13 protein-coding genes are annotated in these 17,848 nt (G+C 71.4%); 10 read left to right on the forward strand and 3 right to left on the reverse strand.

The genetic code is table 11. The features are described from left to right. Nucleotides 1–72: 72 nt before the first annotated feature. The 6 genes from ACW4TU_RS30990 to holA all read left to right on the forward strand — a co-directional run bounded on the left by ACW4TU_RS30990 (nucleotide 73) and on the right by holA (nucleotide 7,116). On the forward strand, nucleotides 73–918 hold the full coding sequence (locus ACW4TU_RS30990; protein WP_457418450.1) for a DegV family protein: 846 nt from the start codon (nucleotides 73–75) through the stop codon (nucleotides 916–918). Nucleotides 919–1,062: 144 nt separating this feature from the next. Further along, complete coding sequence (locus ACW4TU_RS30995) at nucleotides 1,063–2,184, forward strand: ComEA family DNA-binding protein (RefSeq protein ID WP_457418452.1); 1,122 nt, start codon at nucleotides 1,063–1,065, stop codon at nucleotides 2,182–2,184. 131 nt (nucleotides 2,185–2,315) lie between these two features. Continuing rightward, a complete protein-coding gene (locus ACW4TU_RS31000) occupies nucleotides 2,316–4,853 on the forward strand; it encodes a ComEC/Rec2 family competence protein (RefSeq protein ID WP_457430408.1) in 2,538 nt (845 codons plus the stop codon). A gap of 4 nt (nucleotides 4,854–4,857) precedes the next feature. Then, complete coding sequence (locus ACW4TU_RS31005; protein WP_457418454.1) at nucleotides 4,858–5,715, forward strand: arylamine N-acetyltransferase family protein; 858 nt, start codon at nucleotides 4,858–4,860, stop codon at nucleotides 5,713–5,715. 40 nt (nucleotides 5,716–5,755) lie between these two features. After that, nucleotides 5,756–6,001 carry a hypothetical protein gene (locus tag ACW4TU_RS31010; RefSeq protein ID WP_457418456.1) on the forward strand — a complete coding sequence of 82 codons (246 nt, stop codon included), beginning with the start codon at nucleotides 5,756–5,758 and terminating at the stop codon, nucleotides 5,999–6,001. A gap of 125 nt (nucleotides 6,002–6,126) precedes the next feature. Further along, the gene (gene holA / locus ACW4TU_RS31015; protein WP_457418458.1) at nucleotides 6,127–7,116 is read left to right on the forward strand and encodes a DNA polymerase III subunit delta; all 990 of its coding nucleotides are present in this window, start codon (nucleotides 6,127–6,129) and stop codon (nucleotides 7,114–7,116) included. 380 nt (nucleotides 7,117–7,496) lie between these two features. Here the strand turns inward: holA and rpsT are convergent, their stop codons facing one another. Then, nucleotides 7,497–7,763, reverse strand: a complete 267-nt coding sequence (rpsT, locus tag ACW4TU_RS31020) for a 30S ribosomal protein S20 (protein WP_457418460.1) — start codon at nucleotides 7,761–7,763, stop codon at nucleotides 7,497–7,499. A 312-nt stretch (nucleotides 7,764–8,075) separates the two neighbouring features. Here rpsT and lepA point away from each other — a divergent pair, with 312 nt between their 5' ends. The 4 genes from lepA to hemW all read left to right on the forward strand — a co-directional run bounded on the left by lepA (nucleotide 8,076) and on the right by hemW (nucleotide 16,085). Next, nucleotides 8,076–9,956, forward strand: a complete 1,881-nt coding sequence (lepA, locus tag ACW4TU_RS31025) for a translation elongation factor 4 (RefSeq protein ID WP_457418462.1) — start codon at nucleotides 8,076–8,078, stop codon at nucleotides 9,954–9,956. A gap of 343 nt (nucleotides 9,957–10,299) precedes the next feature. Then, nucleotides 10,300–12,174 carry an AMP-dependent synthetase/ligase gene (locus ACW4TU_RS31030; protein ID WP_457418464.1) on the forward strand — a complete coding sequence of 625 codons (1,875 nt, stop codon included), beginning with the start codon at nucleotides 10,300–10,302 and terminating at the stop codon, nucleotides 12,172–12,174. A 522-nt stretch (nucleotides 12,175–12,696) separates the two neighbouring features. Further along, nucleotides 12,697–14,775: a SpoIIE family protein phosphatase gene (locus tag ACW4TU_RS31035; RefSeq protein WP_457418466.1), complete on the forward strand. Its 2,079-nt coding sequence runs from the start codon at nucleotides 12,697–12,699 to the stop codon at nucleotides 14,773–14,775. A 77-nt stretch (nucleotides 14,776–14,852) separates the two neighbouring features. Continuing rightward, entirely contained in the window at nucleotides 14,853–16,085 is a 1,233-nt protein-coding gene (hemW, locus tag ACW4TU_RS31040; RefSeq protein WP_457418468.1) for a radical SAM family heme chaperone HemW, read from the forward strand. Between the two features lie 99 nt (nucleotides 16,086–16,184). Here hemW and ACW4TU_RS31045 read toward each other — a convergent pair whose 3' ends face one another. Together ACW4TU_RS31045 and ACW4TU_RS31050 are read right to left on the reverse strand one after the other, a co-directional pair. Further along, the gene (locus ACW4TU_RS31045; protein WP_457418470.1) at nucleotides 16,185–17,024 is read right to left on the reverse strand and encodes a DUF3097 domain-containing protein; all 840 of its coding nucleotides are present in this window, start codon (nucleotides 17,022–17,024) and stop codon (nucleotides 16,185–16,187) included. Nucleotides 17,025–17,055: 31 nt separating this feature from the next. After that, the gene (locus ACW4TU_RS31050; RefSeq protein WP_457418472.1) at nucleotides 17,056–17,811 is read right to left on the reverse strand and encodes an MBL fold metallo-hydrolase; all 756 of its coding nucleotides are present in this window, start codon (nucleotides 17,809–17,811) and stop codon (nucleotides 17,056–17,058) included. Between the last annotated feature and the right edge of the window lie 37 nt (nucleotides 17,812–17,848).

Genomic DNA, 17,848 nt, shown 5'->3' on the forward strand with positions numbered 1-17,848 from the left:
CCGACTCCGGTCCTGCCGCAGGTGAAAGGGGCGGGCTGCCGCCCACGAGCTACGGCAGGTAACCTCCAGCTCATGTCCCGCCATGTCGCGATCGTCACCGATTCAACGGCCTACCTGCCGCCGCGGACGATGGAGCGCCACGGCATCATCGCGGTGCCGCTGACCGTGGTCCTCGGTGACCGGGCATTCGAGGAGGGCACGGAGATCTCGGCCCGGTCCCTGGCCCAGGCACTCCAGAAGCGCCGGTCCGTCACCACCTCGCGCCCCAGCCCCCAGCTCTTCGCGGAGACCTATCGCAAGGTAGCCGAGTCCGGCGCCACCGGCATCGTCTCGCTGCACCTCTCCGCCGAGTTCTCGGGCACGTACGACGCCGCTGTCCTGGCGGCCCGTGAGGCGCCGGTGCCCGTACGGGTGGTGGACACCGGCATGGTGGCGATGGCCCTCGGGTTCTGCGCCCTGGCCGCGGCCGAGGCGGCGGAAGCGGGCGGCACGGTGGACGAGGCCGTCACCGCCGCGGAGAAGCGGGCCGCGGGCACGTCCGCCTACTTCTACGTCGACACCCTGGACTATCTGCGCCGTGGCGGTCGGATCGGTGCCGCGCAGGCCCTCCTCGGCTCCGCCCTCGCCGTGAAGCCGCTGCTGCAACTGGACGGCGGTCGCATCGAGCTGCTGGAGAAGGTACGGACGGCGTCCAAGGCCATCGCCCGCCTGGAGGAGATCGTCGCCGAACAGGCCGGCGGCGCGCAGGTGGACATCGCCGTTCACCATCTGGCCGCTCCCGACCGGGCAGCGGCCCTCGCGGACCGGTTGCGGGAACGGGTGCCGGGGCTGGCCGCGCTGCACGTGAGCGAGATCGGGGCGGTGATCGGGGCCCATACGGGGCCTGGGCTGCTGGGAGTGGTCGTTTCCCCTCGGTGAGGGGTCCTGCCTGGCTTCTGGCGGTGTCTTTGGCCTGTTCGCGCGGCACTCGTGTGGGTGACGGAGTTATCCACAACCAGCGGGTTGTCCACCGGAATTGAGCAAGATCATCGCGAGTGTGGTGGATTGCTCCATCCTCTGCGCATGGCACTTCGATCACGCTCACACGCAACCACTCCGACCAGCGGCCCGGGCCGCGGCCCGATGTCCGACGGCCGAGTCCGCCACGGCCATCGCCGTCCTCGTGGCCGGGCCCGGCAGCATCAGGCGTCGGCAGACGAGCTCCGTCGGCGGGCGGAGGTGCTCTTCGGTGAACAGGCACTGGAACGAAGGGAGTTGGGGAACGGGCCGCCGGGTGGTGAGCGGGATGCGGGGGCGGTGGAGGGTGGTGGGGGAACGCGGTTCTCCAGGCGAGCGGTAAGGCGTGGGGTTTCCGGTGAGGGCGTGGACGTCGACGGGGACACCGTCGTCGCGGCTGCCGTTCCGGACAGCGGTATCGATACCGGCGTCGATAGCGTGGACGCCCGGGTCGCCGGGGCCTGGCAGGAGCGGGCCGGGCTTGCGATGCGGGAGCGGATGCCCGTGTGGTTGCAGGTGCGGTGCGGTCTGGAGCGGCGGAGCGTGGTGGCGCTCACGGTGGTGCTGGTCGCTGCCGCGGTGCTCGCCGCGCAGCACTTCTGGACGGGGCGTGCCCAGCCCGTCCGCGCGCCGGAGGTCGTGCGGGCGGCGGCTCCGTTCGCGGCGGCGCGGGCGGGCGGCGCGGCCGGTCCCCGGAGCGTCGCGGGAACGGCCGGGGCCCAGATCGTGGTGGACGTCAGCGGCAAGGTGCGGGAGCCGGGGGTTCATCGGCTGCCGCCCGGATCCAGGGTCGCCGATGCTTTGCTGGCCGCGGGTGGGGTGCGTCCCGGTACGAAGACCGACGGGCTCAACCGCGCGCGGTTCCTCGTCGACGGCGAACAGGTGGTGGTCGGCGGGGCTGTGCCCGTCGTACCGGGGGCGGCCGTGGGCGGTGTGGTGGGCTCGGGGGGTGGGGAAGCGGGCGGCTCCCTGGGCGGGGCGGGGGCCGGACCGGCGGCGCCTGTTTCGTTGAACACGGCCACCACGGACCAGCTCGACACCTTGCCGGGGGTCGGCCCTGTGCTGGCGCAGCACATCATCGACTACCGCACCCAGCACGGCGGATACCGGTCCGTGGACGAGCTGCGCGACGTGAACGGCATCGGTGACCGCCGTTTCGCCGACCTGCGAAATCTCGTGCAGCCATGAGCCGGGTACCGCTCTCGTCCGAGTCCGAAGGCCCGCCGGGGCATGTCGTGGCCGGGGCCGCGCACGAGGAGCCCCGCCCGCTCGACGATCAGTTCACCCCCGCTCGCCGGGCACCTCGCGCCCGCAGGTCCGTGCACACGGCCTCGGGGAAACGGCTGGGGGAAGCCAACCCCCGGCAGGAAGGGCCGACCGACCTGCGGTTGGTGCCGCCCGCACTGGCGGCCTGGGCGACGGCGGCACTGGCGCTGGATGTCTCGCCCGGCCGGGTCACCGGCATCGCGGTCGGCTGCTCGGTCGTGGCGGGCTCGCTCCTGCTGGTCCGCCGTACTTCCGGACGACCCGGTCTCCCGTCGGTGGGACAGCCCCGGTGGGGCAGCTGGTCACGGGTCTCCGTGGCTGCCGTGCTGCTCTGTGTCGCCGCGGCTGCCGTCTCGGCCGGCCTGCACGGGGCCGATCTGCGGCGGGGGCCGGTGCCGGGGCTGGCACGGCAGTACGCCACGGTGACGGCCGAGTTGGAGGTCACCTCCGATCCACGGCTCACCCGGCCCCGCGTCCAGGGCGCCCACGCCCTGCCGACCGCCGTACTGCTCGACGCCGATGTCCGGCGAGTGGAGGAGACGGACGGAAGTACGGTGGCGACGCGGACGCCCGTGCTCGTGACCGTGGACATGGGCGCGAAGCCGAAGAAGGCGGGACCGTTCGGCCGGGCGGCGAAGTCGGCGGACGGGCCCGAGCGTTCGCCCTGGCTGGGGCTGTTGCCGTCCACGCGGCTGCGGGTGACCGGCCGGCTCGTGCCCGCGTTGACGGGCGGTGACCGGGTCGCGGCCGTGCTGCGGGTACGGGACCGAGCGGCGCCGGAGGTGGTGAGGCAGCCGTCGGCCGCACAGCGGTTCGCGGGGCGGCTGCGTGCGGGGCTGCGGGACGCCACCGAGGACCTGCCGGCGGATGCGCGGGCGCTGCTGCCCGGGCTGGTCGTCGGGGACACCTCCCGCGTCACACCCGAGCTGGACGAGGCGTTCAAGGAGACCGACCTCACGCATTTGACGGCCGTAAGCGGAGCGAACTTCACGATCATCCTCGCCCTGCTCCTCGGGCCGCCCGCCCTCGCCCAGCAGGTCGAACGGCGTGGCCTCGCACCGCGCCTGGGTATTTCCCTCCGGACGACCGCGCTGCTCGGCGGCGCGCTCACCCTGGGGTTCGTCGTCGTGTGCAGACCCGACCCGAGTGTGCTGCGGGCCGCGGCCTGCGGATCCGTCGCGCTGCTCGCCCTCGCGACCGGACGCCGCCGGTCCCTGGTCCCGGCGCTGGCGACCGCGGTTCTGCTGCTGGTGCTGTACGACCCCTGGCTGGCACGGAGTTACGGCTTCCTGCTCTCCGTCCTCGCCACCGGCGCACTCCTCACCCTCGCGCCCCGCTGGAGCCCGGCCTTGCGCAGGCGCGGGGTACCGCCGCGACTGGCCGAGGCGCTGGCCGCGGCCGGTGCCGCGCAGGCCGTGTGCGCGCCCGTCGTGGCCGTGCTGTCGGCGCGGGTGAGCCTGGTGGCGGTGCCGTGCAACCTGCTCGCGGAGTTCGCCGTCGCCCCGGCCACCGTGCTGGGCTTCGCGGCGCTGGCCACGGCGCCGGTGGCGCTGCCGGTGGCCAAGGTGCTGGCCTGGGGCGCGAGCTGGCCCGCGGGCTGGATCGTGGACATCGCCCGTACGGGAGCGGCGCTGCCCGGCGGGGGAGTGGACTGGCCGGGCAGCTGGACGGGCGCGCTGCTGCTGGGGCTGTGCATGGTGCTCGTCGTGTTCGCCGGCGCGCGCCTGCTCAAGCATCCCTGGTGGTGCGCGGCCTGCGGGGTGCTGCTGCTCCTGGTGGTGGTACGGCCGGCGCCGCTGACCAGGGTGGTCACGGGGTGGCCGCCGCCGGGCTGGCGGTTCGCGATGTGCGACGTGGGCCAGGGGGACGCGACCGTGCTCGCGGCGGGGGAAGACACCGGTGTGGTCGTGGACGCCGGACCGGACCCGGCACTGGTCGACCACTGTCTGCGCGAACTGGGCATCACCAAGGTGCCCCTCGTGATCCTGACCCACTTCCACGCGGACCACGTCGCGGGGCTGCCCGGCGTACTGCGCGGGCGCTCGGTGGGCGCCATCGAGACCACGGGGTTCGAGGAGCCCGAGGACCAGGCCGAGTTCGTGCAGCGGGAGGCGGCGGCCCACCGCATTCCGGTGACGCGTGCCCTCGCCGGGGAGCGGCGGCGGACGGGTGACCTCGACTGGGAGGTGCTGTGGCCGAGACCGGCCCCGGCCCCCGAGCCGGAGGGCGCCAACGACGCCAGTGTCACGCTGCTCGTACGGTCGGCCGGGCTGCGTCTGCTGCTCCTCGGGGACCTCGAACCCCCGGCCCAGCGCGCCCTGTTGAGCTCGCCGGCCGCCGCGCAGGTGCGTGCCGTGGACGTCCTCAAGGTCGCCCACCACGGGTCGGCCTATCAGGACCCGGACCTCATACGGGTGGCGGCCCCGAGGCTGGCGCTCATCTCGTGCGGCGCGGACAACACCTACGGGCATCCCGCTCCCGGCACGGTGGCGGCGCTCAGGGACGGGGGTGCCGTGGTGCTGCGGACGGACGAGGACGGTGCGTTGGCGGTCGTCGGTGCGGGGCGGGAGCTGCGGGTGGCGAGAGACTGAGGCCATGGACTCCGCACAGGCTGCTGCCTACCTCCGTCGGCTGGGCGTCGAACGCCCGGTGCCGCCCACCCTCGACGTACTGCGCGAGCTGCAACTGCGGCACCTGGTGGCGGTGCCCTTCGAGAACCTCGCGATCCATCTCGGCGAGGACATCGTCCTGGAGGAGAACCGGCTGTTCGACAAGGTGGTGGGTGCCCGGCGAGGCGGGTTCTGCTACGAACTGAACGGTGTCTTCGGGGCGTTGCTCACGGCGCTGGGCTTCGACGTCACGCTGCTCGCGGCGCGGGTGTACGGCGACGAGGAGCGGCTGGGGATCCCGTACGACCATCTCGCGCTGCGGGTGCGGACGGGGGACGACGACAGCGACTGGCTGGTCGACGTGGGATTCGGGGCGCACAGCCACGGTCCACTGGCGATCGGGGAACGGCGCGAGCAGGAGGATCCGGGCGGTACGTTCCGGGTCGTCGAGGCGGGGGCGGACGCGGCGGGAGTACGAGGTGGCGGGGTGGACGGGGGCTCGGGCGCGGGTGACCTGGATGTGGTCCGGGACGGCAGTCGTCAGTACCGGCTGGAGCTGCGGCCCCGTGTGCTCGGGGATTTCGTGGCCGGGGCCTGGTGGCACAGCACCTCGCCGGAGTCGCACTTCACGAAGTCCCTGGTCTGTTCGCGGGTCACGGACGACGGAGGGAGGATCACGCTCAGCGGCCGGAGTCTCACGGTGACGGCGCCGGGCGGGGAGAAGGAGGCGAGGGAGCTGGGGGCGGACAGCGAGGTGCTCGCCGTGTACCGGGAGCATTTCGGGGTCGAGATGTCGGAGGTGCCGACGGTCCGGGGGCCGGGTGGGGGCGACCGAGACGGCTGAGGCGACTGGACCGGGCTTCGGGGTGGCGGAAAATGTCTCCGTGAGCGATGTGAGACATGTGCTGGTGCTGCCCGACCGTGATGCCGCCGAGGCCGTGGTGGAGGCGCTGCGTGACAGGTACGGCCTCGACGAGGAGCCGCGGCTCGTACGGGATGCGCTGGCCGGAGAGGACGACGCGGAGGACGCGCAGTGGCTTGTGGTGCTGCGGGACGAGGCGGGCCGGCTGGATCCGAAGGAGTTGGACGCGTTCGCGGGGGAGTGGGAGGGGTGGCGGGAGGAGCCGTAGTTCGTGAGGAACCGTAGTTTGTGGGTGGGGGCGTGGGCGTGGCCTTGGCCGTGTCGGTTCGCCGGAGGCTTCGGTGAGCTTGGTGGGCGGCGGCGTTGTCAGTGGCTCGTGGGATGCTTTCGGGGATGGCCAAGAAGACCGCACATGACGACCCTCTCGCCCCCGTGACGCTTGCCGTGGGCCAGGAGGACCTCCTGCTCGACCGTGCCGTGCAGGAGGTGGTGGCCGCCGCCCGGGCCGCCGACGCCGACACGGACGTCCGAGACCTGGCCTCGGACCAGCTGCAGCCGGGCACGCTGGCCGAGCTGACCAGTCCTTCGCTCTTCGCGGAGCGCAAGGTCGTGGTCGTACGCAACGCGCATGATCTGTCGGCCGACACGGTCAAGGATGTGAAGGCGTACTTCGGGGCGCCCGCCGAGGAGATCACCCTCGTGCTGCTGCACGCGGGGGGAGTCAAGGGCAAGGGGCTGCTCGACGCGGCGCGCAAGGCGGGGGCGCGGGAGGTGGCGTGTCCCAAGATGACGAAACCGGCGGATCGGCTGGCGTTCGTGCGGTCGGAGTTCCGGGTGACGGGGAGATCCGCCACGCCTGAGGCGTGCCAGGCGCTTGTCGACTCGATCGGGAGCGATCTGCGGGAGCTGGCGTCCGCGGTGACTCAGCTCGTCGCGGATGTCGAGGGGACGATCGACGGGGCCGTGGTCGGGCGGTACTACACGGGGCGGGCCGAGGCGTCGAGCTTCGAGGTCGCCGACCGGGCTGTCGAGGGGCGGGCGGCGGAGGCGCTGGAGGCGTTGCGGTGGTCGTTGTCGACCGGAGTGGCGCCGGTGCTGATCACCAGTGCGTTGGCGCAGGGGGTGCGGGCGATCGGGAAGCTGTCCTCCGCGCGGGGTGGGCGGCCGGCGGATCTCGCCCGGGAGCTGGGGATGCCGCCGTGGAAGATCGATCGGGTGCGGCAGCAGATGCGGGGGTGGACGCCTGATGGGGTTGCTGAGGCGTTGCAGGCGGTGGCTTTGGCTGACGCGGGGGTGAAGGGGGGCGGGGACGATCCCGAGTACGCGTTGGAGAAGGCGGTTGTGGTGATCGCTCGCGCCGCTCGGTCTCGGGGGCGGGGATAAGGGTGGGTTTCCTTGCCCCCGCCGCCCCTACCCGTCCCATCCTGTTCCTGGGGGTTGCGCCTCCAGACCCCCGCTCCGGCCCTGAACGGGCCTTGTCCTCAATCGCCGGACGGGCTGGGGGTGCGGGTCGGAGCTGACGGGGTCCCGTTCCGGGCTAGAGGGGTACCGCTTGCGCTGCAGGCGGCGTTCGCGTTCATGCCGAAGGCCCCGTCGCTGTCCTGGGGTAGGACAGTGGACGGGGCCCTCGGGCAGAACGTTCTGCTTGGCTTCACGCCCGCGTGGCGAACGCAGTTCGTGCGTGGAGCCGGGGTGCCGGGTGGGGGCGGGAGAGAGGGCCCGCTGGGTCCTTCCGGCGGTGAATCAGATCAAGAAGGAGAGGTTCAGCCCTGAAGCGACGCGACCTTGGAAGCAAGCGCCGACTTCTTGTTGGCGGCCTGGTTCTTGTGGATGACGCCCTTCGCGACGGCCTTGTCGAGCTGACGCGCGGCAGCGCGCTGAGCCTCGGTGGCCTTCTCGACGTCACCCGCGGCAGCGGCCTCGCGGGCCTTGCGGACCGCGGTCTTCAGGGAGGACTTGACGGCCTTGTTGCGCAGCCGGGCCTTCTCGTTGGTCTTGATCCGCTTGATCTGGGACTTGATGTTCGCCACGAATGAGCCTTTTCAGGTTCAGGCGCACGAGGGCATGCCTCACGCGCCGTTTGATTGCTTCTTTGTTTCACTGCGTTCTACCGCACGGAGTTTCACCGCACGTGTGTCTCCTGCTGAGAGGGCATGAGACACAACGATCCAGGCTACCAGCCGTCTTCCGGACAGCCCAATCCGGCTGCGGGGCCGCCGGCCCGTACCGCGTGAAACCGCCCAAACCGGTCCCTGCTCCCCGCCCGTGGGACCATGGAGCCTACGTATCGATCCGACCCGAGACCGCAGACACTGCGGACGCCTCAAGAATCAGGACCCTGCGTGCCCGCGATCCCTAGCCATGTGCCCGAGCCGAGCCGTACCGACCCGGCGCTGCTCCGCAACTTCTGCATCATCGCGCACATCGACCACGGCAAGTCCACGCTCGCCGACCGGATGCTCCAGCTGACCGGAGTGGTCGACCAGCGGCAGATGCGCGCCCAGTACCTCGACCGCATGGACATCGAGCGCGAGCGCGGCATCACGATCAAGTCCCAGGCGGTACGCCTGCCGTGGGCCCCGACCGACGGGGACGGGGGCGGTCAGGGCAGGACCCACATCCTGAACATGATCGACACCCCGGGACACGTCGACTTCACCTACGAGGTCTCGCGGTCGCTCGCGGCCTGCGAGGGCACCGTTCTCCTCGTCGACGCGGCCCAGGGCATCGAGGCCCAGACCCTCGCCAACCTGTACCTGGCGATGGAGAACGACCTCAAGATCATCCCCGTACTGAACAAGATCGACCTGCCGGCCGCCCAGCCGGAGAAGTTCGCCGCGGAGCTCGCCAACCTCATCGGCTGCGACCCCGACGACGTCCTCAGGGTCTCCGCCAAGACCGGTGTCGGTGTCGATGCGCTGCTCAACAGGGTCGTCGCGGAGGTTCCGGCTCCCGTCGGAACCGTGGACGCGCCCGCCCGGGCCATGATCTTCGACTCGGTGTACGACTCGTACCGGGGCGTCGTGACGTACGTACGAGTCATCGACGGGCAGCTCAACAAGCGTGAGCGGATCCGGATGATGTCCACCGGCGCGACCCATGAGCTGCTGGAGATCGGCGTCTCGTCCCCCGAGATGAAGTCGGCCGACGGGCTCGGGGTCGGTGAGGTGGGGTATCTCATCACCGGGGTGAAGGACGTCCGCCAGTCCAAGGTCGGTGACACGATCACCACCCTCCACAAGGGTGCGACCGAGGCGCTCGGCGGGTACAAGGACCCGAAGCCCATGGTCTTCTCCGGGCTCTATCCGCTGGACGGGTCCGACTACCCGGAGCTGCGCGACGCCCTCGACAAGCTCCAGCTCAACGACGCCGCGCTCGTCTACGAGCCGGAGACCTCCGCCGCCCTGGGCTTCGGGTTCCGGGTCGGGTTCCTGGGGCTGCTCCACCTCGACGTCATCCGGGAGCGGCTGGAGCGGGAATTCGGCCTCGATCTCATCGCCACCGCGCCCAACGTGGTGTACCGGGTGGTGATGGAGGACACCTCCGAGCACATCGTCACCAACCCGAGCGAGTTCCCCGAGGGGAAGATCAGCGACGTCTACGAGCCCGTCGTACGGGCCACGATCCTCGCGCCGTCCGAGTTCATCGGGTCGATCATGGAGCTGTGCCAGACCAGGCGCGGTGTGCTGCTCGGGATGGACTACCTGTCGGAGGACCGGGTCGAGATCCGGTACACCCTGCCGCTCGCCGAGATCGTCTTCGACTTCTTCGACCAGCTGAAGTCCAAGACCCGCGGATACGCGTCTCTGGACTACGAGCCCACCGGGGAGCAGACCTCCAGCCTCGTCAAGGTCGACATCCTGCTGCACGGCGACAAGGTCGACGCGTTCTCCGCCGTCACCCACAAGGACGCGGCGTACGCGTACGGGGTGCGGCTCGTCGCCAAGCTGCGCGAGCTGATTCCGCGGCAGGCCTTCGAGGTGCCCATCCAGGCGGCCATCGGGTCGCGGGTCATCGCCCGCGAGACCATCCGCGCGATTCGCAAGGACGTTCTCGCCAAGTGCTACGGCGGTGACATCTCGCGTAAGCGGAAGCTGCTGGAGAAGCAGAAGGAGGGCAAGAAGCGGATGAAGATGGTGGGCTCTGTGGAGGTTCCGCAGGACGCCTTCATCGCCGTCCTGTCGAGTGACGAGAACGCGGGGTCGGGCAAGGGCAAGAAGTAGCCGACACCGGCCCGTGGGAATCGGGACGAAGGGGGCCCGGCGCGTAAGAACGCGGCGGGCCCCCTTCGTGTGCGTACCGTCGGGTCTGCGGGAAGCGGACAGTCGCTCCCTGTGGGAAGTGACAGGCCGTCGCCCCTTACGCGCCGGGCGGTCGCGCCTTACTCTGATCTCTGCTCGGTAGTTACTCGCGAGTCACTCAGGTTTCGTCTCGTGATGTGCATGCCGGTCACGCCCTGCTGACCTGCATTTCTGCTGGGGGTCCGGGGTCGTCCCCCGGGAAGACGCAGTACCAACAGCCGCAAATGAGCCAGCCGCCGCACTGCCGCGGGCCCCGGAGGATGTCGTGAGCGACACACAGACCTTGATCGAGAACCGTCCGCCGTCCGTCGCCGGTCTTTTCCTGGACCGCGTGGCCGCCACGCCGGACGCCGAGGCCTACCGCTACCCGGTACCCCCGGCCACCGGTGAGGGCCCTGACGACTGGAAGTCGCTGACCTGGGCGCAGACCGCCGAGCGGGTCTACGCCGTCGCCGCCGGCCTCATCGAACTGGGCGTACAGCCGGAGCAGCGCGTCGCGCTCGCCTCCGCGACCCGCGTCGAGTGGATCATCGGTGACCTGGGCATCATGTGCGCCGGCGCCGCCACGACCACGGTGTATCCGCAGACCAACACCGACGAGTCGGCGTTCATCCTCTCCGACTCCGGCAGCAAGGTGCTGATCGCCGAGGACGTGACCCAGCTCGCCAAGGTGCAGGAGAAGCGCGCCGAACTGCCCGAACTCACCCATGTCGTGGTCATCGACCCGGCCGGGGTCGAGAGCGGCGAGGGGGTGCTCACCCTCGCCGAGCTGGAGCAGCGGGGTGCCGCGTACCTGGAGAAGAACCCGGACCTGATCAAGGAGCGGGTCGGGGCCATCACGAAGGACCAGCTCGCCACCCTCATCTACACCTCGGGTACGACGGGCCGCCCCAAGGGGGTCCGGCTGCCGCACGACAACTGGTCGTACATGGCGAAGGCGACCGCTGCGACCGGGCTGATCAGCGCCGTTGACGTGCAGTACCTGTGGCTGCCGCTCGCGCACGTCTTCGGCAAGGTGCTGACCTCCGGTCAGATCGAGGTCGGGCACGTCACCGCCGTCGACGGCCGTGTCGACAAGATCATCGAGAACCTTCCGGCCGTGCAGCCGACGTACATGGCCGCGGTGCCGCGCATCTTCGAGAAGGTCTACAACGGGGTCGCCGCCAAGGCGCGGGCCGGTGGCGGCGCCAAGTACAAGATCTTCCAGTGGGCCTCCGAGGTCGCCCGCGAGTACGCCAAGGTCACCCAGGACAACTTCCGGCGCACCGGCACCGCCTCCGCGCCCTTCGCCCTCGCCGCGAAGCACAAGGTCGCCGACGCGCTCGTCTTCGCCAAGATCCGCGAGGCCTTCGGCGGCAACCTGCGCGCCTGTGTCTCCGGCTCGGCCGCCCTCGCACCCGAGATCGGCTTCTTCTTCTCCGGCGCCGGCATCCACATCCTGGAGGGCTACGGCCTCACCGAGTCCTCCGCCGCCTCCTTCGTCAACCCCGGTGAGGCCTACCGCACCGGCACGGTCGGCAAGCCGCTGCCCGGCACGGAGGTGCGTATCGCGGACGACGGCGAGATCCTGCTGCGCGGGCCCGGCATCATGGAGGGCTACCACGGCCTGCCCGAGAAGACCGCGGAGGTGCTGGAGTCCGACGGCTGGTTCCACACCGGGGACATCGGTGAGCTGTCGCCCGACGGCTATCTGCGGATCACCGACCGCAAGAAGGACCTCATCAAGACGTCCGGCGGCAAGTACATCGCGCCCGCCGAGGTCGAGGGGCAGTTCAAGGCGGTCTGCCCGTACGTCTCCAACATCCTCGTCCACGGCGCCGACCGGAACTTCTGCACGGCCCTCATCGCGCTCGACGAACCGTCGATCCTGGGCTGGGCGAAGGACAACGGGCTCGACGGGAAGTCGTACGCGGAGGTTGTCGCCGCGCCGGGGACGGTGGCTCTCATCGAGGGGTACGTCAAGGAGCTCAACGGGGGGCTTCAGCGGTGGCAGACCATCAAGAAGTTCCGGTTGTTGCCGCGGGACCTCGACATCGAGCACGGGGAGATCACGCCGAGCCTGAAGCTGAAGCGGCCGGTTGTCGAGCGGGAGTACAAGCATCTGATCGATGAGATGTACGCGGGGTCGCGCGAGGCGTAGGCGTAGGTGTAGGAGGAGCTGACGGCGGGGGACGAGCGGCGACTGCGGGTTGGTTGGCGCTTGTCGCTTGTCGCTTGTCGCGCCCGCGTGGCGGAGACGCGGATCGACACAGCCCCGCGCCCCTGAGGTCAGGACCGACGGCCCCTGCCCACCAGGTGACCGCGTAGTGCCCGCCTCCGTCCCCTCGTCGGTGAAGCGGAGAGCTGACCGGGCATGGTGGCGTTGACCGGTTGAGTCACATCCCGTCAACTGCCCGACAGACGCTGAACTTTGGCGTGTCCGCCGCCGGGCGGTGGCCGGTTTCCGGTGCCTTCGCGAAGTCGCCGTCCCGGGCCGCTGTCGTCGCGGTGAGCGGCGGACGTAGATCGGATGCCCGAATCTGTCCTTCTCTGGGCCCTTCCGGATCACCTTTCTCACTCATGGCGACCCACTTCGTAACTCGTCGCTTATGGGCGTGGTCACTCTGTCACTCTGTCCGCGACCGCTGACCTGTATTCGTACGAACTGCTCGGGGAGCTGCCCATGGGGGCCATTCCGACGCAACGGGAGACCGTGTTCCGCGCGCTGTCCCGTGCGCCCGGCCCGCCCGCGCATCGGGGCGCGGACCGGCGTGCGGTCGTGCACGCCACGCTCGGTGGCGGCCCCCTCGCGCCCGGCGCCGCCCGCGGCCTCGTACGCGCCGCTCTCGCCGACTGGGTCCGGCTCGGTCTGCCCGGTGCCGCTTCCCTGTCCGACCGGCTCACCGGCGACGCCATGGTGGTCGTCAGTGAACTCGTCACCAACGCCGTCGTCCACGCGGGGACGGACGTGGAGCTGCAGTGCCGCCTGGAGACGCCGGACGAACCGGAGGAGGAAGGGGAGGGGGAGAGTGAGAGGGGGATGGGCAGGGAGGAAGAGGGGGAGGCGGGCTGTGGCGTCGCGCTCGTCGTCGAGGTGTCCGATCACCATCCCTCCCGCGCGCCCCGGGACGGTGGTGTCGAACTTCCGTACGACATACCGGAGTACGGGCGCGGCCTTCGCCTTGTCTCCGTACTCTCCGAGGCCTGGGGTGTCACCTACCGCACCGGCGTCAAGACCGTCTGGGCGCGGCTTCCCGCCGAAGGCATGACGGTCGACGACGACCTCGACCCGTACGCCGGCACCCAGGCCCTCGGGCACGGGTTACGAGTCGCCGAGAACCTCGCCCCCGAGCCGCAGCGCGGCCCGGGTGACCAGGAGTGGCTCAATCACGGCGCCCTCTCCTTCCTCGCCGAGGCCTCGGACCTGCTCGCCGGGCAGCTCGACGAGGACCTCGTCGCCGCGCTCACCGGACAGCTCCTCGTGCCGCGCCTCGCCGACTGGTGCGCGGTGTGGCTGGAGGACGAGTCCATGGGACGCGGCAGCTGGGGCGACGGAGGCGGAGGCGGGGACGGGGGCTACACCGGGCCCGGGCCACGGCTCGCCCGGGTCTGGCACGGCAGCGAGGACCGTATCGAGGCGCTGCGCCGCGCCCTGGAGAAGGACCCGCCGCGGCCGCCCGACACCACCAGAACCGGGCCGGTCACCGTGCCCTGGCCGGGTGAGGCGCTCGGCGGGTGCGGGGAGACCGGCTCCGCGCTCGCCTACCGGCTGGTCGCGGGCGGCCGGCCGCTCGGCACGCTGGTCATCGGGCGGGCCGGGACGATCCGCTTCCCCGACGAGGTCACCGGCCTGGTCGAGGATCTCAGCCGCCGCGTCGCGCTCGCCATCGGCGCCGCCCGCCAGTACGCCCGCCAGGCCACCATCAGCCGCATCCTCCAGCGCGGGCTGCTGCCCGGCGCCGTCGCCGAGATCCCCGGCGTCAGCAGCGCCCTCGTCTACGAACCCTGCGACAAGGGCGGGCCCAGCGGCGACTTCTACGACCTCTTCCCGGCCGGCGACGGCCGCTGGTGCTTCGCCGTCGGCGACGTCCAGGGCAAGGGCCCGGAAGCCGCCGTGGTGATCGGCCTCGCCCGCCCCTGGCTGCGGCTGCTCGCCCGCGAGGGCTACCGCGTCGCCGACGTCCTCGACCGCCTCAACCAGCTGCTCCTCGACGATGCCACGGAGACGGCGGACGCGGCGGCCCGCGCGCTGGTCGCGGCGGACGGGCGTCCCGCAGTGCCGGTGGGCGCGGTGGGTTCGGTCGTCCCGGGTGCGGTACGGCCTGGGGAGGGGCCGCAGACCCGCTTCCTCTCCCTCCTCTACGGCGAACTCGCGCCCTTCGACGGAGGCGTGCGCTGCACGCTCGCCTCCGCCGGGCATCCGCTGCCCCTGGTGCTCCGGGCGAGCGGTGAGGTCCGTACGGCCGCCGAACCGCAGACGCTGCTCGGGGTCGTCGAGGACGAGACGTACACGAGCGGGAGTTTCGAGCTGCGGCCCGGTGACAGCCTGCTGTGCGTCACCGACGGGGTCACCGAGCGGCGCTGCGGGCCCCGCCAGTTCGACGACGGCGACGGCCTGGCGAACGCCCTCGCCGGCTGCGCGGGCCTGAACGCGGAGCTGATCGCCGAACGTATCCGCCGGCTTGTGCACGAGTTCGGGGAGAAACCGCCGGAGGACGATCTGGCGCTGCTGGTCCTCCAGGCGGAACCGCTCGGCGAGTGACCCGCGCGCGGGGGGTCGGACAGGGCATCGGGCCCGACCCCGGGCGGGCCGCCTCGCCGGTGCTGGACAATGGAGGAATGCCCTCCGCACTCCCCGACGGCGAGCCCGTCCCCGAAGACGGTGCCCTGCCCGCCCCCGCGCTCGCCGGGGCCGCGGACCGTCCCCTCGGGTTCTACCTCCACGTCCCGTACTGCGCGACCCGCTGCGGCTACTGCGACTTCAACACCTACACGGCGACCGAGCTACGCGGCACGGGCGGTGTCCTGGCCTCCCGCGACAACTACGCGGACACCCTGATCGACGAGATACGGCTGGCGCGGAAGGTGCTGGGCGACGACCCGCGGCCGGTGCGCACGGTATTCGTCGGAGGCGGTACGCCGACCCTGCTGGCCGCCGACGATCTCGTACGGATGCTGCGGTCCATCCGCGACGAGTTCGGCCTCGCGGCGGACGCCGAGGTGACGACGGAGGCGAATCCGGAGTCGGTGGACGAGCGGTATCTGGCCACCCTGCGCGAGGGCGGCTTCAACCGGATCTCGTTCGGGATGCAGAGCGCGAAGCAGCACGTGCTGAAGGTGCTTGACCGTACGCACACGCCGGGGCGTCCTGAGGCGTGTGTCGCGGAGGCGCGGGCCGTGGGGTTCGAACATGTGAACCTCGATCTGATCTACGGCACCCCGGGGGAGTCAGACGACGACTGGCGGGCCTCGCTGGAGGCGGTGCTCGGGGCGGGGCCGGATCACGTGAGTGCTTATGCGTTGATCGTGGAGGAGGGTACGCAGCTGGCCCGGCGAATCCGCCGGGGCGAGGTGCCGATGACCGACGACGACGTGCACGCGGACCGGTATCTGATCGCGGACGAGGTGCTCGGCGCGGCGGGTTACCAGTGGTACGAGGTGTCGAACTGGGCGACTTCGGTGGCTGCCCGCTGCCTCCACAACGAGCTGTACTGGCGCGGTGCCGACTGGTGGGGCGCGGGGCCCGGGGCGCACAGCCATGTGGGGGGCGTGCGGTGGTGGAACGTGAAGCATCCGGGGGCGTACGCCGGGGCGCTGGCGGCGGGGCGGTCGCCGGGGGCGGGGCGTGAGGTGCTGGCGGAGGAGGACCGGCGGGTGGAGCGGGTTCTGCTGGAGCTGAGGCTGCGGGAGGGGGTGCCGTTGGCGCTGTTGCGCTCCGCTGGGCTGGTGGCTGCGGGGCGGGCGTTGGCGGAGGGGCTGTTGGAGGCGGGGCCCTACCGGGAGGGGCGGGCGGTGTTGACTTTGCGGGGGCGGTTGTTGGCGGACGCGGTGGTGCGGGACCTGGTGGACTGAGGGGGCGGTTTCTCGCCCCCGCCGCCCTTACCCGTCCCGTCCCGTTCCTGGGGGCCGCGCCCCCAGACCCCGGCTTCCGGCCCTGAAGGGGCCTCGTCCTCAAACGCCGGACGGGCTGGGGGGTGGTGCGGTCACGAAGTCGATCAGTTCCTCCACGCGGCCCAGCAGCTCCGATTCCAGGTCCCGGTACGAACCCACCCGCGCCAGGATCGCCCGCCACACCGCCCCCGTGTTCTCCGGCCACCCCAGCTCCCTGCACACCCCCGTCTTCCAGTCCTGTCCGTGCGGGATCCGGGGCCAGCCCGGGATGCCCAGTGACGCCGGCTTCACCGCCTCCCACACGTCGATGTACGGATGCCCGACCACCAGCGCGTGTTCGCTCGTCACCGACCGCGCGATCCGGAACTCCTTCGTGCCCGGCACCAGATGGTCCACCAGGATGCCCAGGCGGGCGTCCGGGCCCGGGGCGAACTCGGTCACGATCGCGGGCAGGTCGTCGATGCCCTCCAGGTACTCCACGACCACGCCCTCGACCCGCAGGTCGTCCCCCCACACCTTCTCGACCAGCTCGGCGTCATGACGCCCCTCGACATAGATCCGCCCCGCCCGGGCCACCCGCGCCCGGGCACCGGGCACCGCCACCGACCCGGAAGCCGTACGGGACCGGCCTACCGAGGGCGATGACGATGAGGACGACGGGGACGGGCGTACGAGGGTCACCACCTTGCCCTCCAGCAGGAAGCCGCCCGGCTCCAGCGGGAACACACGGTGTTTGCCGAAGCGGTCCTCCAGAGTGACCGTGCCCGCCTCGCAGCGGATCACCGCGCCGCAGAAGCCCGTACCCGGCTCCTCGACCACCAGGCCCGGGTCCGCCGGGACCTGCGGTACGGGCTTGGGCTTCTTCCACGGCGGGGTCAGGTCCGGAGAGTACTGGCGCATTCGGATGACGATAGGAGAAGCGGCCGTACGGTCAGGACACCGGCTCCCGCGACACGCCGAAACGGCTTGCCAGGGCGTCCCGTTGGGCCCGTACGAACGCCGCGTCCACCACCGCGCCGTGGCCGGGTACGTACACGGCGTCCTCGCCGCCCAGGGAGAGGAGGCGGTCGAGGGCCGTCGGCCAGTGCGACGGTACGGCGTCGGGGCCCGCCTGGGGTTCGCCCGACTCCTCGACCAGGTCGCCGCAGAAGACGACGGTCGGGTCGCCCGGCACGACGGCCACGAGGTCGCTGCGGGTGTGGCCGGGGCCGACGGCACTCAGGACGACTTCCGGGCCGTCGTGCAGCTGGGCGGTGAGACTCCCCCGGACCTGCTGATGCGGAACCACCAGGGTGTCCGCCGCCTCCTCCGCCGCACGGACGTCCAGACCGTTGCGTACGGCATCCGCGCACAACGCCGCGCGCCCCACCTCCCCGAATGCGTCGTTCGGGCCCAGCGCCGCGAACACATGCGCACCCGCGAACACCGCCGCCCCGAAAACGTGATCGAAGTGGGGGTGTGTGAGTGCGACAAAGTCCACACGGCGGCCGGCGAGTTCCTGGGCCTCCAGGCGCAGTCTCGCGCCCTCCGCGAGGCTCGATCCCGCGTCGATCAGCAGGGCGCCGCCCGGGCCGGTCACCAGCCCCACCGTGCAGTCCCAGACCGGCAGCTGGCACCGGCCGACCCCGGCCGCCAGACGCTCCCAGCCCAGGTCGGCCCACCTCGGCTCTTCCCAAGTCACCTTCATGCGGCGACGCTAGCCGGACACGACATCGCAGGACAGG

The sequence above is a fragment of the Streptomyces kryoterrae genome, from assembly GCF_054072135.1.